Consider the following 21,181-nt stretch of genomic DNA (forward strand, 5'->3'; position numbering starts at 1 on the left):
GCGGCCTCGACGGGGCGGGCTGATTAGGATGCGGCGAATTTCAACAGCTTGATCGCCTCGAAATTCTGCACGCCGCCGCCGACACGCTTCGTCGTGTAGAAAAGGACGTAGGGCTTGGCGGAGTAGGGATCGCGCAGCACGCGAATGCCGACGCGGTCCACCACCACATAGCCGCGCTCAAAATCGCCGAAGGCGATGGAGAGAGAATTCGCGGCGGGGTCCGGCATGTCCTCGGCTTCGATGACAGGGAAGTTCATCAGCGAGGCGCTGGCGTCGGCGGTTGCGGGCGGCGCCCAGATGTAATCGCCGGTCGTCGTCTTGAACTGGCGCACCAGCGATTGCGCGCGCCGCCCCATGACGAATTTGCCGTTCTGGCGGAAGCCGGCGCGCAATGCGTAAACCAGATTGACCAGCGCGTCGGAGGGGTCGCTCGCCGCGAAGGCGCCGGCGGCGCCGGTCGCCACATAGCCGATATTGCCCCAGGACCAGCTCGCATCGGCGACGCTTGTATAGGAGAGAAAGCCCTTCGGTTTGTTGACGCCGTCGCCAGTGACAAAGGCCGCGCCTTCCTGTTCGGCGAAGGCTGTTTGCACCTCCTCGGCGATCCATTGTTCGATGTCGACGACGGCGTCGTCGAGCAGCGCCTGTGTCGCCGCCGGCATGGCGTAAAGCTCCATCGCCGGGAAGGTCATGTCGGCGAGCTGCTGATTGTTGGTCTGCGGGCGCGGATCGGCTTCCGCCACCCATCCGGCGGCGGGACCTGTCGTTGAAAAGGCGCGGCGCAGCGACGCGCCGGAGATTTCGCGCACGCTGGAGATCGCGCGGATCGGCGAGAACTTCGCGAGTCTGCGCAGAACTTCGCGCTCGGTCGGCAGCGGCACGAGATAGCCGCCGTCGGGGCCCGAGCCGCGCGACAGCGCCTTGGCTTCGAGCGCCTTTAGGCCGCTCGCTTCGCCGGAGCGCATGTAGTGATTGAAGGCGCTCTTGTGCTCGCGTCCGCTGGGGTCGTCGATGAACTTGCCGCCAATACGCGGCCGAGGCATTTCGAGCGCCAGCCGATCAAGCCGGCTCTTGGTGTCGTCGAGCGCGTGGTCGATGCGCGCGAGCTTCTCCTCGGTCACGACGTCGGCGCCGAGGCGGCTCTCGAGCTGAGTCAAACGCTCGTCGTTCGTCTCCTTGAAGGCGCTGAAGGCGCGATTGAGATCGGCGAAAATGTCGTCGCCGGCGGATTTCGATTCAACTGCTGACATGTATAGAGCCTCGTGTTTGAGCGCGGCGCGCGGAAAAGCGCCCCGCGGCTGGAGTCGCCGGGAAGTCCGCGCGCTTAGGAAAGACCGTCTCGAAGTTCATTTGCGCCCGACGGCAAGGCGGGAATCGATGCGATTGTTCGCTTCTGCGTCGGTCAGCAGCGTGCGGCGGCGCGCCGCAGCTCCTGCGCGAATTCAAGCGCGGCCCGCTGCGCCCTCAGGCGCGAGAGCTTCGCGCCGAGCGCCTCCAGGCGTGCTGCGCCACTGTGAGTTTGCTTTACCGCCCCGATGCGCGCCTGCGGCAGCATCGGAAAGGTAACGATGGAGATCTCCCACAGATCGATTTCGTGCAGGCGGCGCACGCCGCTCGATTTTTCGGTCGTGGCGCGCCGCGTGCGAAAGCCGATGGAGAGTCCGTCGATGGCGCCCTTGCGCATCAGCGACAGGGCTTCGCGCGCCCGCGCCACCGACAAATCGAGGCGCCCTTCGACCTTCAGCCCGCGCGCATCTTCGACGATCGAGGTCCAAAGCCCGATCGGCTCGGCCGCCTGATGCTGCCATAGCATTTTCACGCCCAGCGCGCCGCGCTTGATCAGCGAACGCGCGAAGGCGCCGGCCATCACCATGTCGCCGCCTGAATCGACCACGCCGAAGAGACTGGCGTAGCCCGAGAAGGCGCCAGCCTCGTTGGCCTGTAGCAACGGCAGCTCGGCGCGCTTGATTTCCGGCGCGCCCGCGCTCGGCGTCGTTTTTCGCAGCGCCGTCATCAGCTCTTCTCCGCGTGGGCGTTGATCGGCGCATGGGTCGCCGCGCGAGCTTCGGCCCGCAGTTGCGCCAGCAGTTCGACGAAGGTCTTGAACACGGCGGAGGGATCGTCCCGCATGCGCGCATGGCGCGCGCGCGGACGCTTGAAGAAATGCGGCAGCCAATTGTTCTGACTCATGGATCGCTCCTGCAACGTCGGTTGAAGCGCGCGAGTTCGCGCACGAAGGCGTCAAGGCGACGCGTCGCCTCGCCGAGTTCCCGCAAGGCGAAATAAGCTTGCGCAGTGGCGGCGCAGGCCCACAGAAACAGCGCAAGATGCGCGAGATCGCCGCGCTCCAAGATGGCGTTCAAAATGTCGGACATGGGCGGTTTCGTATTTCCGGCGGAGGCGCGTTCGTCAGTCATTGCCGACGCGAAGCCCGGCTGCAGCCAGGCTTGAAAGCTCTTCTGCACGCGCGCGACGAGCGGCAGAACGGTCTGGCGCCAGAAGGCGCGATTGGCCTCGGCGTAATTGCTGAAGGTGTTGTCGCCGGGCAGGCCCAGAAGCAGCGGCGGCACGCCGAAGGCGAGCGCGATCTCGCGCGCAGCGCCCGCTTTCGACTCCGTGAAATCCATGTCCTTTGGCGAAAGCGACAGCGCTTTCCTTAGGAAGAGCCCTTAGCTTTCAGCCGTCGCCATATCTCTTCAAGATAGACTCGATAGTGTCGTCGATCGACAAAACCAACGAGTGCGCCACCGCGAAACCAGATGTCTTCTAGCTCCTCGTCGCTTAGGTCGCTCGTCAAGGCCTTGGCCAGAAAATCTCGGACGTCTTGCTTTTCCCGCTGATCTATATTGCTGATAGCGTAATCAATGTCGTCTGAGCCTTCCGGGATGTCCTCTTCCAATTCTCGGTTGAACCAAACGCACATATTCCAGAATGAATGAGGAACAATCATCGCAATGTCCTTCGTTCGACTAGTTGCGCGACCGCGGGTTTATCGGAAATGCGGTTCGGACCCTGTAGCCATTCTCAGCCTTTGAATCCCTGTGTATGACAACCCGCACAGCAAATGTCGGTCGGATGACGGGAGTGGAAATTCCAGACGCTAAATAAGCTTCCCTGCCGGTCCGATATCCGAATAGGCGATCGATCGTTGCAACCGGCACTTTTCCCTCAGCGACCGCATCCACCAACTCCTTGTTGGCTTCCAGAACGCGATTGACAAAATCATTTGCCGATTCTTTGGAATCGAACGATCCCACAGTTGGCTGATATTCCACGATACTTCCAAGTGGCCCTAATGTCGTCCGGCGCCGTTCATTTTCGATTCTTGCGAGCAACTCATCATCGCTTTTGCCAACGTGTCTCTCAATTGTATGTCCGTAGTCTTCTTCATCGTTCAGTTTGACGACGTAGCGATCACGATTCTCATTTTGTGCGGTTCTAAGCCTTGGCGCAACGGTTGAAGCATCAGTCGAATCGTCGCTTGCATTCCAGTCGCTCTCTCCGCCACCTCCGCCGCTCGTCCATTGCCCGGCGCCGGAATTTCCCGCCGGCACGCGTGGCTGATCCGGGCTGTAGCGGCGCTCCAGACCGACATCGCGTTTGGCGACGAACGCTTCTTTCGGCGCCGGGCCATAGCCCCAGCGCCTCGCGCTGCTCGTCCGTCAGGAACGCGGCCTTGCCGACGCGTTCCCATTCGGCGGCGCGTTCGCCCTCTTTCGCCGAGCCAGTCTTATTCGTGTTGCGAAGCCATTTTGTTTTCTACGATTTGCCGGGCCCTTTTGAAGATGAAGACGTAGCCGGTGTCTTCTTGCTGTGCTTTTGGTGGCCCAAAAAACACTTTGGTTGGCTTCAGGCTTAACCAAAGCGTCTCGAACTCCACGCTTGGGTTCTTGCTCTCAATGACGTTTGACAAAAATGCCCTCAATCTCTCGAGGCCAGCCAGATCGAAACACGACAGAGATTCCGATATGGCGTCATCCAGTCGCTTCAGGGATGCCTCCTGCGTCGTGGCTTTAGCGTGATCGCGCGAAAGCGCAATATCAAGCCCAAGGCAAAATCCTTCAAATTCGTCGGACATTCGTGTAGGCATTTTCGCATCGTCTTGGCGTTAGCTGCTGGCTCTTGCCTTTGTCTCTCAGTCAGAGTGACTCTCGATAAGGTCGAACATTTTCTTTTCGTCCGTTTCGACATCCTCGTGGCCGGTAAAATAGCTGAATTCCATGTGGTCTGCGAAAAAAGTCACTTCGAATCGATAGCCGACGAGCGCGAAGGAAACTTCAAGCCCGTCATCGACCTGCTGCTCAATTCGGTACATGATCTTCTTTTTGCGCAAATAAGCAAGGAACTCGAGCATTCCTTTGAGACCATGAAGCCCCATCTTTATCTCCTATGGCTTTCTGAACCGATCCTGTCCCAGCAACTTTTTGCACTTGTTTGCAGCGACACTTCCACTCTTGGCTTGTTCCAGGACCTCTTTGACCGTCGCGCTGAAAAACTGGCTTGGCAGCTCACTATTTATCGAGCCTTTGCAGAAGTTGGAAACAAAGTCTTGCACTGACATATCCAGCTGTTCCGGAGTGAATCCGCCAGCAATCTCGAAAGAACGGAACCCTCCAGTTCGAGGCCCATGGTCTCCGAGCGGTCTCCTTCCCTCCGAAGGCGATTCAGCGTCACTCTCCGCACCTGCAACGCCTTCTCCGCCTCCGCCGCTCGTCCATTGTCCGGCGCCGGAATTTCCCGCCGGCACGCGCGGCTGATCCGGGCTATAGCGGCGCTCCAGCGCGGCATCGCGTTTGGCGAAGAGCGCTTCTTTCGGCACCGGGCCATAGCCCAACGCCTCGCGCTGTTCGTCGAGCGTGAGGAAGGCAGCCTTGCCGACGCGCTCCCATTCGTTTGCGCGTTCGCCCGCCAAGGCTTCGAGACGGTCGGCGTTATAATCGAGACGAAAAGGTCCGAAGCCCGGCTGCAGCCAGGCCTGAAAACTCTTCTGCACGCGCGCGACGAGCGGCAGCACGGTCTGGCGCCAGAAGGCGCGATTGGCCTCGGCGTAATTGCTAAAGGTGTTGTCGCCGGGAAGACCCAACAGCAGCGGCGGCACGCCGAAGGCGAGCGCGATCTCGCGCGCGGCGCCCGCTTAGGCTCGGGCGCCGCCTACGACGTCGCCACGAGCTCTGCGCGCATCAGTCCGATCGCTTCCTCGAAAGCAGGGTGAAAATCTAGATGTATTTGGACCGCCCACCGTCGTCGCGCCTTCAAGAAGGTGGAATGACTTCGTTGTCGAGATCGAACACCAATACCTTGTCTCGGCCAAAGACCTCGTAAATGAGGTGGGGGATTTCCGGAATGTATTCCGATCCGCCCTCCTTATTCCATTGAATCATGAAGGCGCTGTTAGCCGTTAAACCATATTGCGCCGTGTCCTCGCGATCAAAGTCCCGCGCTTCGCGACCTTCCGATATCCAGAAGTGCTGCAAAATGTCGCCAAAGCGTTCTCTGGCGTCGGCGATCCTCTTCCGCGTTTCATCAACGCTCAATGAACTCGCGCACGCGAAACAAATCGACATCACCAGCGTCCTCTCATGTACGGCTCACTTCAGGAAGGCGAAATGAGTTCGTCATTAAGATCGAACACCAATACCTTGTCTCGGCCAAAGACCTCGTAAATGAGGTGGGGGATTTCCGGGATGTATTCCGCTCCGCCCTCCTTGTTCCACTGAATCAGGAAGCCGCTGTTGGCGGTGACGCCATATTCTGCAGCTCGCTCGCGCTCGTGCGGCAAGGGCTCGCCGACTTCCGAAATCCAGAAGTGTTTCAGGATGTCGTGGTAACGATCGTCCGCTTGGGCAATTTTCTGACGAGCTTCTTCAGGGGAATAAGCGCTCGAACATGTTACAAAAATTGACATCACCATTCCCCCGTTGAGCGCAAGTTAGGCTTGCTCAGAGGTATTCCGACGCCGCCTACGACGTCGCCGCGAGTTCCTCGCGCATCAGTGCGATCACCTGTTCGAAAGCGGCGATGAAATTTGGACGGCGGCCACGCATCCAGTTCAACTCCGGGCCGAGTTGATCGCGCTGAAAGTCGGCGTAATAGGCCTCCATCGCGCGCAGCAATTCAAGCCGCTCCTCGCGCGGGTGGTCGCTGAACTCGAAGAAGTCGAGAGCTTTCCCATTGGGCAACTCATATTTGCTCGGCCAGCCGTCGTGAAGAAAGTCGAGCACTTGCGGCCACAAATCCTTGGCGATACCCGGTGCCTTGCTATGATCGAGGTAGAGTTCGTAGGCTCCTCCCAATACGGACTCGAACTGGCCTCTGGACAGCGGCAGCCATTCCTTATCGATAGCATCGAATGTAACGAGAGAGGACATATTTCACCTCAGAACTTTGATGCGCGCCTGTGTTTCAACGGGCAGTCCCCAAATGTATGTCAATATTCTTGCAACATTCTCGCCGCCCAGCGCTGAAAGATCAACGACGTATCGGTCAACGGCAAGATTGCGAAGCTTCCCTTGCAGGCGACGCGTGAACTTTTCGTAATTGAAAAACTGATCCGACACATCACTCCCTACCGCATCCCATGTTTGGCCAAATTCGTCCTGGAAATCTGCGCCAGAGGCGTTCGACCTCTTAAAGGGTCTGCCAGTTTCTTTCTCCAACCGCAATATTGTCGCGACCTCTGGCCAGCGTGGCTGACCGAGCGAATCAGGGTCCCGCGCCAGACTATCGATCCGATCCTGCTCCGGGCCTGTAATGCCCCGAGGATAAAATTCTTCGATCACCGATTCACGTGTTCGTAGCCGACGAAATGGATCACGCGGCGGCACGTTGTCGCCGAACTTTGCGCGCAGAAGCTCGGCGTAACGCGCGTCGGCCTCGCGGATGTCGCTCTCATTGCGTTCGATGCGATGTTCGATGTTCTCCGGATCGATGAGAGTCTGAGGAGGTCGCCAGTCCGGATCGAGTTGTTGCACGCGCGTCATCGCTCGTGCGGCGCGCTCTGCCGTGATTGTCTCTCTTGCGAACTGCGCCGGCGTGGCGCCGGCACCGCCCCCGACGCGCCGACTTTGCACACGCGTGATGGGGTTGTCCGCATCGCTCGCGACATTTGGATTCGCGTTCATCGCAGTCCGGACTCGGCCCTCCGCATCGCGCCGCCGTGCGCGATCATCTCGCGCGCTGCTAAACCCCACTCCCGAATCTCCGCCGCCTCCGCCGCTCGTCCATCGCCCGCCGCCGGAATTTCCCGCCGGCACGCGGGGCTGATCCGGGCTGTAGCGGCGCTCCAGCGCGAGATCGCCTTTGGCGACGAGCGCCTCTTTCGGCGCCGGGCCGTAGCCCACCGCCTCGCGCTGTTCGTCGAGCGTGAGGAAGGCGGCCTTGCCGACGCGCTCCCATTCGCTTGCGCGCTCGCTCGCCAAGGCTTCGAGACGGTCGGCGTTATAGTCGAGGCGAAAGGAACCGAAGCCCGGCTGCAGCCAGGCATGAAAGCTCTTCTGCACGCGTGCGACGAGCGGCAGCACGGTCTGGCGCCAGAAGGCGCGATTGGCCTCGGCGTAATTGCTGAACGTGTTGTCGCCGGGCAGGCCCAAGAGGAGCGGCGGCACGCCGAAGGCGAGCGCAATCTCGCGCGCGGCGCCCGCTTTCGACTCGGTGAAATCCATGTCCTTTGGCGAAAGCGACAGCGCCTTCCAGTCGAGCCCGCCTTCGAGCAGCAGCGGCCTTCCCGCGTTGGTCGCGCCGGAGAAATTCTCTTCCAGCTCTTCCTTAAGCCGGGAGAATTGTTCGTCGGTGAGATGCGCGCCTTCCGGCCCCGCATAGACGAGGGCGCCCGATGGCCGCGCCGAATTGTCGAGCAGCGCCTTGTTCCAGAAACTCGCGGCGTTATGCGTGTCGAGCGCCACCTGCGCGGCGGCGAGCGGCGGAAAGCCGTAGTAGTCGTCGAGCGGGTTGAAGAATTTGATGTGCAGGATCGGCTCGATCCCTTCGCCGCGCATCTCGTAGCGCGCTTCCTGTCCCAGCGCGCGATAGATGAAGGCCGCGGGCCAGCCGTTGCGCCCGGCCTCAATGCTCATGCGGTCGGGCCGCAGCGCGTAGAGTTCGCGCAGCGCCTCGTCGATGACGACCGATTCGACATAGGCGTTGCCGTAAAGCAGCAGATTGGCGCAGATCGTCTCGATGAAGGAGGCGCTGGTGTCGAGCGGATTGGGCCGCTCGATGAGAGAGATCAGCGGATGGTCGATCGCCTCTTCGCGGCCCTCATAAATAAGCCAGGGAACGGAGGCGGCGGCTTCCGCCACCATGCGCACGCAGCGATGGCAGACGGCGTTGCGCTCATAGCCTTCGCGCGTCAGCACCGTCGAATTGCGCGCGCTCCAATGCGGCTGTCCGAGCGCATGCATGGCGAGGAGTTTCGCCGCGCGCGAATATTTGGTTTCGCGCGTCGGCGCGACCGCGCCGATGAGGCGCGAGAGCAGTGAGGGCATGAAAGGTCCTTGAGAGAAGCGTTCAATGGGACGCGCGCTCACCCTCCCCTTGATGGGGAGGGTCGAACCGCGAAGCGGCTCGGGGTGGGGTGACCAATGGAAACGATAAGGAACCCACCCCACCCCGCGACTTCGTCGCGACCCTCCCCGTCGAGGGGAGGGTGGGGATGCGCCCTTTCACACCCGCCGCATGCGCGGCTCGGGCGCCTTCGGCGTTAAAGCCAGCGCTGTGATCGCCCAGACCAGCGCGTCGAGTCGATCGGGACTGCGCCCCGACGAAAGCCCGTCGGCGCCGAAATCGCACATCTCGTCTTCGAGCGCCGGAAAGGCGCCGACATGTTTGACGCGGCCTTGTTCGTAAAGCTGCGCGACCGGCGCGGCGCGCAAATATTTGCCGCGCGTCGCGCGCGCCATCGTCACCGGCGCCGACGGATCGGCTTCGTTGAGCACGGCGCGCACCATTTCGCCGCCCTGATTGACTTCGGCGACAAGCGCGTCGGCGGAAAGCCTGTGATAGAGCGCGGTCGCCGCGCGCGCCCATTGCGCCGGCCGCGCCGCCGACAATGTCGCATCGGCGAGAACGTAAAGCGTTCCTGCCTGTTCAACTCCCGCCGCCACGATCCCGCAATTGTCGGCGCGCTTGCCCGAACTCGCCGGCGGATCGACGGCGACGACGATGCGCCTCAAGGGCGGCGCGTCATGGACGCGGGCGCGCTCCAGCATGTCGCGCGTCCACAGCGCATCCTTGCGCTCGTCGACCATCTCGCCATCGAGCTCCTGGCGACCCAATCGCGTGCCGGCATATTGCGCGACGACGCTTTCGAGAAACGACGGCGCAAGATTGGCGGCGTTCTCTCGCGTCAAGGCGCGCGTCACGACGCTCGCCGGATGTGCGATCAGCTGTTTTAGGAGCGGCAACGGACGCGGCGTCGTGGTCACGAGCTGACGCGGCCAGTCGCCGAGACGCAGGCCGAATTGCAGCATGTCCCATGTCTCCCTGGCGTAGCGCCATTTGGCGAGCTCGTCGCACCAGGCGGCGTGAAACTGCGGGCCGCGCAGGCTTTCCGGATCTTCCGCCGAAAACGCCTGCGCCACGGCGCCCGAGTCCCAGACGAGCCGCTTTCGCGTCGTCTCCCACCGTGGCCGATCGCGTCGCCCATGCACCGCGAGCAGGCCGGAGACGCCTTCGACCATCACTTCGCGAACGTCGGCCGCCGTCTCGCCAACAAGCGCGATGCGGCCGAGCGGGCGCATTGAAAATTGCGCGCGTCCGAGCGCCAGCGCCTTCACCCATTCGGCGCCGGCGCGAGTCTTGCCCGCGCCGCGTCCGCCAAGGATCAGCCATGTGCGCCACGGCGCGCCGCTCGCGGCCAAATGCGGCGGCCATTGATCGCGGCGCGCAACGAATTCCCACTCGTCGAGAAGCCGCGCCAGTTCTCGCGCGCTCAGACCGTCGAGCGCCTCATTCAGTCGGCCCTGCGCCGCGCAGGCGCTCAAGCCGTCGAGCAAGCTCCGCGCGGAGTTCGGCCAATTCGCGGGGCGGCGCGTCGCCGCCTCCTTCGCTCGCGTCTCCGACGGATTGGTCGCTGTCATCGTCTGCGTCGTTCTTCTTATCCTCGCTCTCACGCCGCATGCGCTTCAATTCGGCGAGCGTTTTGACGAGGCTTGCGAGCGTGCGGGCGCTCGCCTCGATGGTCTTTGGCGCATGTTTGGCGAGCGCCGCTTCGGCGCGGGCGAATTCCTGTTCGACGGCGTCTTCGAGCCGCGCGATGAGCCGCCCCGCGTCGCGCGGCTTCTTTGCGGCGAGCGCAGCCTCTTGGGGCTTTTTCGGCGCGCAGGCGGAGGCGCGCAGCGGCCAGCCGTTCTGTTCGCGAAAGCGGCGGAACTGCCCGACGCTCATGCCGAGCAGTTCGAGAATTTCGCCGATGGGCGTGACGCCCGAGTCATAGAGAAGCTTCGCTTGCGCGATCTTTTCATCGCAGGGCGGGACGGATTTGGCTCGCATCTGCGAGTCTCCGGGAAGAGCTGTTGGTTCTGAGTTTGATTTACTCAAGTGACTCGGGTGTCATTGCCGACAGGCCGCAGGCCGGATCGGGAATCGAGAGTCACAACAAGCGTGTTTGATGTCGCCCCGGGATTCGCGATCGCGCTCCGCGCGTCGGGAATGACAAGCCGGGAGACTGACGAGTCGGTTTTCAGGAATTCTCCAAAAAAATCCCCTCGGCCCAAGATGCAAGGCGTCTCGAAGCGCGAGGGGATCAGGCGGGCGCGGGGGAACGGGAGGAGAGGACGCCGCGCCGGTAAACTCGTTCGCGCCGCTCAAGCGCAATTTTGGAGCATGGCGCTTTTCTATAGGACCATCGTCCGGCTGTCAAGGAATAAATACCTACAGAATAGAAAAATCTCAAGCGCCCGTCACCACCGCGCCTTCTTCGGCCAGCGCTTTGGCCACAGCCTGATAAAATCCGGCAGATCGTCGGTTTCGACGTCGTCCTCGCCGGCCTCGATCCGCCCGCGCGCCGACACGCCGGCGCGCGCGACGCTCTCCGGATCGCCGGAGATCAGCGGATGCCAGGGCGGCAGCGGCTTGCCCTGATGCCGCAGGACATAGGCGCAGGTCGGCGGCAGCCAGGGAATATCCGTAAGTTTCTCCAGCGTGAGCCGCACGCAGTCCGGCACGTAGCGCCGCCGCCGCGGATAGTCGCCGCAGCGGCAGCTGTGCTGGTCGAGCAATTTGCAGGCGACGCTCGTGTGGTGAATCGCGCCCGTGTCCTCGTCTTCAAGCTTCACCAGGCAGCAGCGGCCGCAGCCGTCGCAGAGCTGTTCCCACTCGGCGCGGGTGAGGTCCGAAAGCGGCTGTTCCCAGAACGGCGTCTCGGTCTGCGCGGTCCCCGCCGGAGCGCGCTGCGAAATACTGGCAAGAGGTTTTTCGGCGCGCTCGACGCTTTTGGACCCCGTCCCGTTCTTCGGAGTCCCGCGGCTCCAGCCGCCTGCAGCGTGATCTGGGGCATTTTCGCCTTTTTTTAACGCCATCCTTCTCTTTCGGCTTGCGCTTTGCGCGACAGAAACCATAACGCAGTGTGGGTCGCGCGGACTGTCGTCAAGATGGTTTAAAAAGTGTAAAAGTCCAAGCAGCGCCGGTAAGTTTTGCCGGCCGCGGGAGGCATTTGAGCTGTGTTGGAGCGTTTCCAGGCTTCTGCTTTCGCCAAGCGCTTGCGGCGCATCCTGCTCGCGATCGATGCGCGCATCGATTCCGCCATGTACCAGAGTGGGCGGCGCGCCCGCGAACTCTATGAGGATTTTTCGACCTTCATGGAGCGGTTCCATGTCTCCGGCCTTGCCCGGGTCGGCGTGGAGCTCTCCTGCGAGGCGCTGACTCTTGGTCTGGGCGCCGGCATCGTCGCCATGGCGCTCGCGTCCTCGGCCTTCCAGATGACCAGCGACGAGAACTGGCTCAAGCAGACCGACCTCGCCGTCACCTTCCTCGATCGCTATGGCGCGGAAGTCGGCCAGCGCGGAATCAAGCATGACGACGCCGTGCCGCTCGATCAATATCCCGATTATCTTATCAAGGCGGTGCTGGCGACGGAAGACCGCCGCTTCTACGAACATTTCGGCATCGACGTGATCGGCACGCTGCGGGCGCTCACCGTCAACGCCCGGTCATCGGGCGTGGTGCAGGGCGGCTCCTCCATCAGCCAGCAGCTCGCCAAGAATCTTTTCCTGTCGAATGAGCGCACCATCACCCGCAAGATCAATGAGGCCTTTCTGGCGCTGTGGCTCGAGCACCATCTGACCAAGCGCGAAATCCTCAAGCTCTATCTCGATCGCGTCTATATGGGCGGCGGCGCGTTCGGCATTCAGGCGGCGGCTGAATTCTATTTCGGCAAGTCCGTCAAAGACGTCACGCTCTCCGAGGCGGCGATGCTCGCCGGCCTCTTCAAGGCGCCGACGAAATATGCGCCGCACGTCAATCTGCCGGCGGCGCGCGCGCGCGCCAATGACGTCTTGAACAATCTTGTCGACTCCGGCTTCATGACCGATAGTCAGATCATCGCGGCGCAGCGCAGTCCGGCGACGCCGATCGACCGCGCCCGCGAGACGAGCCCCGACTGGTATCTCGATTACGCCTATGGCGAAATCCGCAAATTCGCGCAGGAAGGCAAGCTCGGCGACAATCGCGTGCTCAGCGTGCGCACCACGCTCGACTCCAACGTCCAGAAGCGCGCCGAAGACGTCATCGAAACCAATTTGCGCGAGCAAGGCCGCAGCTTCCATGTCAAGCAGAGCGCCGCGGTCGTCATGGAGCCCGACGGCGCCGTGCGCGCCATCGTCGGCGGACGGGATTATGGCGCAAGCCAATTCAATCGCGCGACCGACGCCGCGCGCCAGCCGGGCTCCTCCTTCAAGCCCTACGTCTATCTCACCGCGCTGATGACCGGCCGTTTCAAGCCGACGACCATCGTCACCGACCGGCCGACCTGCATCGGCAATTACTGCGTCCATAATTACAGCGGCGGCTATGCCGGCTCTATGCCGCTCGCCATGGCGCTGGCGAAATCCTTGAACACGGTCGCCATTCAACTGTCGCAGGCGATCGGCAAGGGCGATTCGCGCATCGGCCGCGCCAAGATCATTGAAACCTGTCGGCGGCTCGGCATCACCACGCCGCTCGAGGATACGCCCTCGCTTCCGGTCGGACAGAGCGACGTCATTCCGCTCGAACATTCCGCCGCCTATGGCGCCTTCGTCAACGGCGGCAAAAAGGTGACGCCCTACGCCGCCGTCGAGATACGCAACCGCCAGGGCGATCTGCTCTATCGCCACGACCGCGACGCGCCGCCCCAAACGCAGGCGGTGCCGCTCGAGAAGGTCGTCGAACTCGCCGGCATGATGAAGAAGGTCGTCGAGGAAGGCACCGGCAAACGCGCGCAGCTCGGCGAGGGCATCGACGTGATCGGCAAGACCGGCACTACAAATGGCTATAAGGACGCCTGGTTCTGCGGCTATTCCGGAACGATGGGCGGCTGCGTTTGGTACGGCAATGACGACAACGCCCCGATGAACAACATGACCGGCGGCACGCTGCCGGCAGGCACCTGGCACGACATCATGGCCTATGCGCATCAGGGCGCGACCCTGAAGCCCATCGTCGGCTTGAAGCCGGATCCCAAGGGCGCCACAGCCGCCGTGAACGCCAATGTCGTCAAGCCGCTCGAACTTGGCGCGCCGCAGCGTCCTGCGACTTTGTCCAAGGGCGCGATACAGGCGCTCGAATCGCTCCAAATGAAGATCAAGGCGGTCGGCGGCGACAAGCAGAGCGCGCTCGAAGCGTCTGAACCCGCCGCTTCCGACGTCGGGCGGCACGAGGCGCAGCGCGCGAGCGGCGCCGCCGTCCGCGTCATCCGTTAGCGGCGGGAGCGCACCTTGGACCTCAAGCCCTACGCAAATTATCTACGCGCCGCCTCGGCGATGATCGCCGGCGTCGGCATCGGCCTGTTCGTGACCATTCTGTCGCTCAACGCCGGCTATGGCTTCAATTCTCTGCGCGCGGGCCCCTGGAAGGCATGGCCGCATGTCGGCGGCGCCGATATCGACCCTTATGCGCGGGCGGTCATCTCGCGTTCCGGAGAAGCGCCGCTCGGCCGCGATCAAGGACTGGCCTTCATCGCGCGCGCCGACTCCAATGGCGCGCCGCTCAGCGCCGAATGCGAATATCGGATTGTCGATCCCTTGCCCGCGGCGCGCTTCTGGACGATCGCGCTGGCGAACCCCCACGGCCGGCTCCTCGCCAATCCCACCGAGCGCTACGGCTATTCCTCGGTCGACGTTCTGCGCAGCGAGGGCGGCGCCTTTGAGATCGACGTCGCGCGCGAGGCGCGGCCCGGCAATTGGCTGTCGCCGGGCGAGGCGAAAGACTTTGTCGTCATGCTGCGGCTTTATGATACGCCGCTCGACATCGAGTCGGCTCCAGATCCAAATTCCTTTCCAAAAATCGTGAAACTCGGATGCGCCTGAACATTCCCGATCGCTATCTCGACCTTTTGCCGTGGCTGTTCGCGACGCTGCTTGTCGCGGGGATCGTGCATATTGTTTCGGTGCTGCTGATGCCGACCCTGGCGCCGAACGACGCGCTCGCGCGACTCGCGTCCTATGTGAAGAGCGCCGCGCCGGCGGAAGGCCTGGTGATGCTGCCGCAGATGGCGCCCGGCGCCGAGACGCTGCCCTTCGAGGATCCGGCCTTCGCCGAGGCGGTCTGCGTCTATGATCTCGCCAAGGGTCCGCTGCGGGTCAAGACGAGCGTCGACGGCGAGGATTTTCTCGGGCTCTCATTTCACGGCGTCGCCGGACGCATCTATCATTCGATGACCGATCGTTCGGCGATCAAGGGCAAGATCGACATCGTCGTCGGCGACGCGCGCCAGATCGACGCGCTGACGAGCGCGGATGAGGGCGACGCGCCGCCGCCGCAGGAAGTGCGGCTCACGGCGCCGGCGAAGCGCGGCTTCATTCTGATCCGCTCCTTAGCCAAGCGCCCGTCCGATCAGGAGCGCGCGCGCAGCCGCTTGAGCGCGATCAGCTGCCAGCGTTTCGATCTGCCGCAGGGATAAGGCGCCGTCAGCGGCGATGGATCTCATCGCGAGACCGGCTGCGCTCTGATTTTCTCATTCACGTTATTGTCGCTGATCTCCCACGGGGACTCTTCATCCGCCGATGTCCGCTTGAGGAATGCTATGTCTGAAAACTCTCATCAGGAACGGCGTGTTTATTGCGCTTCGGATGAAGAGGGTGTGCTTTGGTCGGTTTTCGATGGCAGCGACCGTCATGATTCCTAAGGAGAGAATTTCCGCCGAGGAAAGGATTTTCGAGATCTTCATGGGGGCTGCTGCGGTCTTCGGGTTTCTTATACCGATAGCGGGCTCAAGGGCGGATTTATGTCGTGGACCGCTTAGATTCTTTTCCGCAGCGCCCGCAATTCAAGCATTTATCGAATACAATTTTTTATCTGCGCAGGAAGTATGCTCGTTCGAGAGGCTTTTTTTCGCGTATAGTATAATCGTTATTATAGGTAGTATGTTGATTGGGCGATCAATGCCTCAGCGGCTAAACCGCCGCGCGGCCTCAAACGGTAAGCCTCCAATAAAGTTTTGGAGAGATACGATTATTGTATGTAGTTTGATTCTAGTTGGGGTGGCATTGCTATTTTTGATCTATCAGTATGAGCCATATGCGTCTAGTCTCGATAGCATCATTGTAGCTAAAATTTGGTTTTCTACGAAATTGTCGCTCTGTGCAGGGATCTGGGTGATTGGTTTTATGTGCTTTCACGTTCTTTGGTCAATTTTCGATGACAGGGACGGTCGTGTGTAGCGTTTATGTCAATGGGCCTGTCATCAAGGACGGCGATACGATCAGGCGGATGCGGCGACGAAGATCGTCGTGTGCACTGAAATGTTCGGCTCGCGCCCGGGCAAGTTTCGGTGCCGTTCCTTATTCTATTCTCGATACTCATTGCCAGCGTTTCGATCTGCCGCAGGGGTAGCGCGGTTTCCCGCCGTAGCGGTTATGGGCGACGGGCTTTCGGTCGCCAACCCTAAAGACGCGCCGTCAGGCGGGCATCCGCTTGTCATATTCCTTCTGCAGGCGGCTCCAGCCTTCCCAGAATGGCGCCGGGTTCCTGCCTGTCGCTCGGGCGACCAGGATATCGAGGTGCATGTGCCAGCCGGCGCCGACCTTCAACAGGGTTGCGCGGTCGGGCAGACGTCGATGGATCACGGTCAGCAGAACATGATCGCCCCTTGGCTCGAGCTCGAAAGAAACGTCGCCGCTGCCTTGCCATGCGAAGGCAAGCTTGCGGGGCGGATCGACCTCGGTGATGCGGCTTTGCATCCGATGCTCGTCGCCAAAGCCGGTCGGCCGCTGACCAGGCGGATCGGTCAGTTCGTCGTTGCGCCAGACGAACTCGAAGGGCGCGCCGACCTTCATCTCCATCGGCCCCGCCGCCAGCCATTTGCGGCGCAGTTCGCTCTCCGTGAGATGGGCCCAGACGCGCTCTATGGGGCCGGGGAGAAGGCGTTCGATCGTCAAGGTGGCGGGCTCGGTAAGCGCGCCATAGGCATTTGGCGTTGCGAGATCAGTCATGAGTCGTCTCCTTTGCGGGCGTCGGAACGGCGTGTGTCCTCCGTCAGGAGGAGCCCTTCGAGCGCATCCAGACGGTCTGTCCAAAAGCGCGCGTAGAAACTCAGCCACTCGTGGGCGCTGGCGAGCGGACCGGAAGCGAGGCGGCAGATATGGGCGCGGCCGCGCACTTCGCGCCGGATCAGCCCTGCATTCTCAAGCGCCTTGACGTGCTTCGAGGCGGCGGCGAGCGAGATCGCGAAAGGCGCCGCAAGCTGGCCGACGGTTCGTTCGCTCTTGGCGAGTTCGCGAAGCATCCGCCGGCGCGTGGCGTCGCCGAGCGCGTGAAAGACGGCATCGAGTTGAGGCGCTTCTAATTCAACCATATGGTTGAATATATCGGCTCATCCGCGAATGTCAACCAATTGGTTGAATGACTGGTTATGGGCGCTTTTTCAATTGCTTTGGTCGTTTTTCGATGATGGCGGGCGCCATATTGCGAGGGGCGCGGCGACGAAGCACTCCAGAGCAACGGCGCGACGACGGATTGCTGCGGCGCAATGACGACTCGCATTATCGTGTCATTCTCGACAGGCCGAAGGCCTGAGCGGGAACGAGCGGCCTAAGATTTCAGGGGAGGGGCGGCGCATGACGCAGGCGGCGGCTGAAATTGCAGCGGAGACTCGGCGCATGCGCGGACGAAAGCCCAAGGCGCCTCAATATTACAAATTCAACGCGGCGCTCAATGTGCGGCCGCCTTACTTCAAGCTTGCGAATGAAGCGCGGCTGCAGGAATGCGGTTCGCTTCTTGCCGAGCTTGGCTGGCCGGACGGCTATGCGCGGCTGCCACGTCATCCCTGGCGCCTTCCGGACTATCGCGAGCCGCCACTGCTCCTGTTCGACAAGAAGTTCGGCCGGCCGGCGCGGGACGTCGAGAATCAAGACGGCCTCTGGTTCGTCACATCCGCGATGAAAGCCTTTCTGGGGCGGGTCGATCCGGGCGCATGCGAATTCCGCAAATGCGACACTGTTTGGTCCTCGGGCGAAGCGGGACCGGAATATTGGCTCTGTTCGGTCACCCGGCTGCTTTTCGGATGGGACGTGATCGATTTGGAAAAATCCAAGAACATGACGGTCGTCATCCGGCCCGATGGCTTTCCATCATATCCGGTGACGGGCGGTTATCCATTTATTCATCTCAAGTCCGACGCGGTCGGCTCAGCTCACCTCTTTCGCATCGTCGGCCTCGGAGAAGCGATCTTTTGCGACCAGACTCTCAAGGACGCCTACAAAGAGGCAGGCATCAAGGGCGGCGATTTTCTAAAGATCGGCGTCGATCATTGGTAAGTGAACGAGTCTACTCCAGTCAGATTGCGGCGTCATTCCCGACAGGCCGAAGGCCTGATCGGGAATCCAGAGGCGACGCCACGCACGATTGGTTTTTTTCTGGATTCCCGATCGCGCTTCGCGCGTCGGGAATGACAGCGTAAAGGCGTCGCGTCGGAAACGACATTGGGCGATATCTCATCGCCTCTCAAGAGGCGGCAGGCTGTGAAGCGCATTGACAACGGCTGAACCATTTCGCCGGAGCAAGCCATGAGCGGCATCGTTCGGCCGCGCGGGCTTCACATGAGCCTATCCGCCTTTGCCAGTTTTATCGCGGGGACTCGCCTCCGCTCCGCCGCGTTCACATCCATACTTTCCGGCATTTCCATTCATCGGTTTGCGGCGTGGCTTGTTGGCCCTCTCGCAATCGTCGCCGCGTTTTTTTGGGTGGCGAACCAGATCGGCGGCAATGTCTTCGCGGTGAAAACCAAGAAGACCGACTGCATCCCTAACGAACGCTTCGTCAATGATCCGGATGGGCGTCGTTTTCTCGAACTGCGCTGGCTGATGGACCCGCCGGGCTGGCGCGTCCGCCTGCGCGCGCCCGCCGAATATGTGATATGGGCCGATGTCGGATGCGAGTCTGCGACAATGCCCGGCTATCCAGATCCGAACTATCGGGACGTCTACGTGCACGGATTCCGCATCGGCGTGAATCTGCCGGATTTCGCGGTCCTGCATCCGAGCGATCGACACATCTGGAATCGAGGTCTCGACACGACAAAAATGGTTGTGAGGCTGAGTTCCCAAGCAAAGGTTCAGGGTGGGGAGGCTGAAAAGGTTCAAGTGATTCAAAAGGATTTCTATGACACACAACGGATTTTTCTTGATCCAGAGAGCGTGTCTTTGAAATCAAGCCACCTGACTGTTGGCCCAAAGCCGGACAAGTTCAATTTGAAGCGCGTCGGCGCCATTGGAGATATGAGCCGCTACAAGACCGAACTAGGGGGGGGTGAGGCCGTCGATTTCTACTATGTCGACAGAAAACCGATCGATCTCTGGTTCAAGTGTCAGGCGGAAGAAATCAAGGATCACACGGAAGATTCGGGATGGAATCGTCGCCCCGAATGCCAGATGTTTTTCCGCTATGCCCGCCTGGACGCTCTGATCGAGGCCAGGTTCCCACGAATATTCATGCCGATGTGGCCGCAGATCAAGTCGAAGCTTGAACGGCTTTTGGACACGTTCGAAATTGGCCAATTGAATGAAGGACAATTGTGATGACGGCGCTCAATCGTAAGGACATCGTCATGCTCGACGCCTGTCGGCTGGCCATTCATCGACGCGAAGCCCGTTTCATTCGGGCGCCGGTTTTTGCGCGAATGGGCACGATGGTTTTTTGCGTGTTGCAATGACGACTCAGATTGCCGCGTCATTCCCGACAGGCCGCAGGCCTGATCGGGAATCCAGGGGCGACGCCATGCACGATTGGTTTTTTCTGGTTTCCCGATCGCGCTTCGCGCGTCGGGAATGACAGCGCGCAGAGGCCTGCGCGTAGGGAATGACAGCCGGCGAGGCTTGCATTTAACGGCGCGAGACGGGCGCGCGCTAGTTGCTGTCGCTGGGCAGACCCGGGATCGGCAGAATCTCGATTCCCTCTTCGAGCAGCGCCTTTGCTTCTTCGAATGTGGCGCGGCCGCGAATGGCGCGTCGCTCGGTCTCGCCGTCCTCCATGGCGCGCGCCTCCTCGGGGAAGCGGTCGCCCACGTCCTCGGTATGCGCGACCACCGTGTCGTGCAGCTCGCGCAGCTTCACGCGCAGATCATGCGCCGCGTCGTCGCGCGGCTTGGCGATATGGGGCGCCATGACGTCGCGCGTAATCTTCGTCGAGTCGCAGAAGGGGCAGGCGATCTGTCCTTCGGCCGCCTGTTTTTCAAATCCCGCGCTGTCGCGAAACCAGCTGTCGAAGCTGTGCCCGGCGTCGCAGATGAGGGAGTAGCGGATCATGGCGTCGCTCCGCTGGCGAGAAGCGCGTCGAGCTTTCCCTCGCCTTCGAGCGCGTGTAGCTCGTCGCAGCCGCCGATGTGCTTGTCGTCGATGAAGATCTGCGGAACGGTCGAGCGGCCATTGGCGCGCTGGGTCATGCGGCGGCGTCCGAGCGGGTCCCACGCCACCGAGATTTCTTCAAAGGCGGCCCCCTTTTGCGTCAGCAGCCGTTTCGCGGCGAGGCAATAGGGGCAGGTCGGCGTGGTGTAGATTTCGATGCGGGGAGCCATGGCGCGCTTATACGCCTGCGCCTACGCGCTTGTCACGGCCCGCGCGAAGACGAGGAGATCGACGCGCGCCGCGCCCGCCTTGAGCAAAGCGCGAGTCGCGGCGTTGGCGGTCGCCCCGGTCGTCAGCACGTCGTCGACGAGCACGACATTGCGGCCGTGGATGGCGTCCGCCCGCTCCGGGTCGACGCGAAAGGCGCCGGAGAGATTGGCGGCCCGCTGCGCCCGCGTCAGCCCCACCTGCGGCGCCGTCGGCTTGACGCGATGCAGCGCCAAGGTCTCCACCGGCACGGCGCTCTCTCGCGCGATCGCCTGCGCGAGGGCCGCCGACTGGTTGAACCTTCGCGCCAGAATACGCAGCCGGTGCAAGGGGATGGGCACGATCACGTCGGCGTCGGCGAGGAGTTCGGCGCCGGCCCGCGCCATCCAGCGGCCCATCGGCTCGGCGAGCTCCAGCCGGTCGTAATATTTCAGCCGGTGCGCCAAGGCGCGGGCCTTGTCGCTGTCGTAGCGCGCGACGGCCCTGGCGCGGCCGAAGGCGGGCGGGTTGGCGGCCGCTTCCAGCGAGATCAGCCCCGGCTGCGCCAGGTCGCGTTCGAACGGCGTGCCGAGCCGCTCGCAATAGGGGCGTTCGATGAAGGCGATGTCGCGCCAGCACTCGGGGCAGATCGCGCCATGGGCGGCGACCGCCCTTCGGCAGACGAGGCAGGATGGCGGATAAATGAGGTCGAGGAGCGCATGTCCCGCCCGCGCCAGGGGTCGAAGCAGGCCAGTCGCTCGGCTCCGCGTCATCAGCAACCACTCAATAAGCCTTGCAAGAAGCTTGGCAGGCCGCTCTTTGCGACCTGATGCGCGCAATGCGTGGCGCCAGGAACTCAGGAACCCTTGGTCACAAATCAGGACTTGAGCACAGGCGGAACCTTAACGCATCGTAGGGGTCAGCAAAAGAATCATTGTCCAGCCGGGCGGCGAGGGCGCCTT

Annotated in this window: 25 protein-coding genes and 2 pseudogenes; 6 read left to right on the forward strand and 21 right to left on the reverse strand. The window is 61.9% G+C overall.

Annotated elements, in window-relative coordinates; translation table 11 throughout:
• Positions 1-23: 23 nt before the first annotated feature.
• The 16 genes and pseudogenes from ACPS74_RS13855 to ACPS74_RS13930 all read right to left on the reverse strand — a co-directional run bounded on the left by ACPS74_RS13855 (position 24) and on the right by ACPS74_RS13930 (position 11,516).
• Positions 24-1,250 carry a phage major capsid protein gene (locus ACPS74_RS13855; protein WP_029648577.1) on the reverse strand — a complete coding sequence of 409 codons (1,227 nt, stop codon included), beginning with the start codon at positions 1,248-1,250 and terminating at the stop codon, positions 24-26.
• A 152-nt stretch (positions 1,251-1,402) separates the two neighbouring features.
• Complete coding sequence (locus tag ACPS74_RS13860) at positions 1,403-2,014, reverse strand: HK97 family phage prohead protease (protein WP_051381683.1); 612 nt, start codon at positions 2,012-2,014, stop codon at positions 1,403-1,405.
• Positions 2,014-2,190 carry a hypothetical protein gene (locus tag ACPS74_RS13865; protein WP_029648575.1) on the reverse strand — a complete coding sequence of 59 codons (177 nt, stop codon included), beginning with the start codon at positions 2,188-2,190 and terminating at the stop codon, positions 2,014-2,016. Before ACPS74_RS13865 ends, ACPS74_RS13860 begins: the two co-directional genes overlap by 1 nt.
• Positions 2,191-2,417: 227 nt before the next feature.
• A pseudogene (locus ACPS74_RS13870) lies at positions 2,418-2,654 on the reverse strand (phage portal protein); the annotation flags it as partial.
• 2 nt (positions 2,655-2,656) lie between these two features.
• Positions 2,657-2,950: a hypothetical protein gene (locus ACPS74_RS13875; protein WP_029648573.1), complete on the reverse strand. Its 294-nt coding sequence runs from the start codon at positions 2,948-2,950 to the stop codon at positions 2,657-2,659.
• Positions 2,951-2,969: 19 nt separating this feature from the next.
• Complete coding sequence (locus ACPS74_RS13880; RefSeq protein WP_083481300.1) at positions 2,970-3,554, reverse strand: RNase A-like domain-containing protein; 585 nt, start codon at positions 3,552-3,554, stop codon at positions 2,970-2,972.
• A 176-nt stretch (positions 3,555-3,730) separates the two neighbouring features.
• Entirely contained in the window at positions 3,731-4,078 is a 348-nt protein-coding gene (locus tag ACPS74_RS13885; protein ID WP_029648572.1) for a hypothetical protein, read from the reverse strand.
• A 57-nt stretch (positions 4,079-4,135) separates the two neighbouring features.
• Entirely contained in the window at positions 4,136-4,378 is a 243-nt protein-coding gene (locus ACPS74_RS13890) for a hypothetical protein (RefSeq protein ID WP_029648571.1), read from the reverse strand.
• Between the two features lie 9 nt (positions 4,379-4,387).
• A complete protein-coding gene (locus ACPS74_RS13895; RefSeq protein WP_370646322.1) occupies positions 4,388-5,098 on the reverse strand; it encodes a phage portal protein in 711 nt (236 codons plus the stop codon).
• 154 nt (positions 5,099-5,252) lie between these two features.
• Positions 5,253-5,564, reverse strand: a complete 312-nt coding sequence (locus ACPS74_RS13900) for a hypothetical protein (protein WP_425622381.1) — start codon at positions 5,562-5,564, stop codon at positions 5,253-5,255.
• Between the two features lie 29 nt (positions 5,565-5,593).
• Positions 5,594-5,905: a hypothetical protein gene (locus ACPS74_RS13905; RefSeq protein WP_239754946.1), complete on the reverse strand. Its 312-nt coding sequence runs from the start codon at positions 5,903-5,905 to the stop codon at positions 5,594-5,596.
• Positions 5,906-5,960: 55 nt separating this feature from the next.
• Positions 5,961-6,368, reverse strand: coding sequence for a hypothetical protein (locus ACPS74_RS13910; RefSeq protein WP_029651529.1), 408 nt, complete (start codon positions 6,366-6,368; stop codon positions 5,961-5,963).
• Between the two features lie 957 nt (positions 6,369-7,325).
• Positions 7,326-8,483, reverse strand: a pseudogene (locus ACPS74_RS13915) (phage portal protein); the annotation flags it as partial.
• Between the two features lie 177 nt (positions 8,484-8,660).
• The gene (locus ACPS74_RS13920; protein ID WP_193392171.1) at positions 8,661-9,992 is read right to left on the reverse strand and encodes a DNA-packaging protein; all 1,332 of its coding nucleotides are present in this window, start codon (positions 9,990-9,992) and stop codon (positions 8,661-8,663) included.
• Positions 9,946-10,488 carry a hypothetical protein gene (locus ACPS74_RS13925; RefSeq protein ID WP_029648346.1) on the reverse strand — a complete coding sequence of 181 codons (543 nt, stop codon included), beginning with the start codon at positions 10,486-10,488 and terminating at the stop codon, positions 9,946-9,948. Before ACPS74_RS13925 ends, ACPS74_RS13920 begins: the two co-directional genes overlap by 47 nt.
• 410 nt (positions 10,489-10,898) lie before the next feature.
• On the reverse strand, positions 10,899-11,516 hold the full coding sequence (locus tag ACPS74_RS13930) for a YcgN family cysteine cluster protein (RefSeq protein ID WP_029648345.1): 618 nt from the start codon (positions 11,514-11,516) through the stop codon (positions 10,899-10,901).
• A gap of 141 nt (positions 11,517-11,657) precedes the next feature.
• On the opposite strand from ACPS74_RS13930, the gene ACPS74_RS13935 reads away from it, so the two are divergent.
• Genes ACPS74_RS13935 through ACPS74_RS13945 form a run of 3 tightly spaced genes read left to right on the forward strand, consistent with a single transcriptional unit; the run spans position 11,658 to position 15,094 of the window.
• Positions 11,658-13,895: a transglycosylase domain-containing protein gene (locus tag ACPS74_RS13935; protein ID WP_029648344.1), complete on the forward strand. Its 2,238-nt coding sequence runs from the start codon at positions 11,658-11,660 to the stop codon at positions 13,893-13,895.
• A 15-nt stretch (positions 13,896-13,910) separates the two neighbouring features.
• Entirely contained in the window at positions 13,911-14,501 is a 591-nt protein-coding gene (locus ACPS74_RS13940) for a DUF1214 domain-containing protein (RefSeq protein ID WP_029648343.1), read from the forward strand.
• Complete coding sequence (locus ACPS74_RS13945) at positions 14,492-15,094, forward strand: DUF1254 domain-containing protein (RefSeq protein ID WP_029648341.1); 603 nt, start codon at positions 14,492-14,494, stop codon at positions 15,092-15,094. Before ACPS74_RS13940 ends, ACPS74_RS13945 begins: the two co-directional genes overlap by 10 nt.
• Positions 15,095-16,091: 997 nt before the next feature.
• Here the strand turns inward: ACPS74_RS13945 and ACPS74_RS13950 are convergent.
• Entirely contained in the window at positions 16,092-16,625 is a 534-nt protein-coding gene (locus ACPS74_RS13950) for an SRPBCC family protein (protein ID WP_029648339.1), read from the reverse strand.
• On the reverse strand, positions 16,622-16,987 hold the full coding sequence (locus ACPS74_RS13955) for an ArsR/SmtB family transcription factor (RefSeq protein WP_029648338.1): 366 nt from the start codon (positions 16,985-16,987) through the stop codon (positions 16,622-16,624). The genes ACPS74_RS13950 and ACPS74_RS13955 overlap by 4 nt, the downstream gene beginning before the upstream one ends.
• A gap of 262 nt (positions 16,988-17,249) precedes the next feature.
• Here ACPS74_RS13955 and ACPS74_RS13960 point away from each other — a divergent pair, with 262 nt between their 5' ends.
• From ACPS74_RS13960 to ACPS74_RS13970, 3 genes are all read left to right on the forward strand, one after another.
• Positions 17,250-17,948: an imm11 family protein gene (locus ACPS74_RS13960; protein WP_051381668.1), complete on the forward strand. Its 699-nt coding sequence runs from the start codon at positions 17,250-17,252 to the stop codon at positions 17,946-17,948.
• A gap of 249 nt (positions 17,949-18,197) precedes the next feature.
• Positions 18,198-19,208, forward strand: a complete 1,011-nt coding sequence (locus ACPS74_RS13965) for a hypothetical protein (RefSeq protein WP_029648336.1) — start codon at positions 18,198-18,200, stop codon at positions 19,206-19,208.
• On the forward strand, positions 19,208-19,342 hold the full coding sequence (locus ACPS74_RS13970) for a hypothetical protein (protein WP_255722950.1): 135 nt from the start codon (positions 19,208-19,210) through the stop codon (positions 19,340-19,342). The genes ACPS74_RS13965 and ACPS74_RS13970 overlap by 1 nt, the downstream gene beginning before the upstream one ends.
• A gap of 193 nt (positions 19,343-19,535) precedes the next feature.
• Here the strand turns inward: ACPS74_RS13970 and ACPS74_RS13975 are convergent, their stop codons facing one another.
• Genes ACPS74_RS13975 through ACPS74_RS13985 form a run of 3 tightly spaced genes read right to left on the reverse strand, consistent with a single transcriptional unit; the run spans position 19,536 to position 20,992 of the window.
• A complete protein-coding gene (locus ACPS74_RS13975) occupies positions 19,536-19,934 on the reverse strand; it encodes a DUF1178 family protein (RefSeq protein ID WP_029648334.1) in 399 nt (132 codons plus the stop codon).
• Positions 19,931-20,203 (reverse strand): glutaredoxin 3, encoded by a 273-nt coding sequence (gene grxC, locus ACPS74_RS13980; protein WP_018407176.1) that lies wholly within the window; start codon positions 20,201-20,203, stop codon positions 19,931-19,933. Before grxC ends, ACPS74_RS13975 begins: the two co-directional genes overlap by 4 nt.
• A gap of 21 nt (positions 20,204-20,224) precedes the next feature.
• Positions 20,225-20,992: a ComF family protein gene (locus tag ACPS74_RS13985; protein WP_029648333.1), complete on the reverse strand. Its 768-nt coding sequence runs from the start codon at positions 20,990-20,992 to the stop codon at positions 20,225-20,227.
• Positions 20,993-21,181: the final 189 nt, after the last annotated feature.

The sequence above is a fragment of the Methylocystis sp. SB2 genome (genome assembly GCF_049817085.1).
Taxonomy (GTDB): Bacteria; Pseudomonadota; Alphaproteobacteria; order Rhizobiales; family Beijerinckiaceae; genus Methylocystis; species Methylocystis rosea.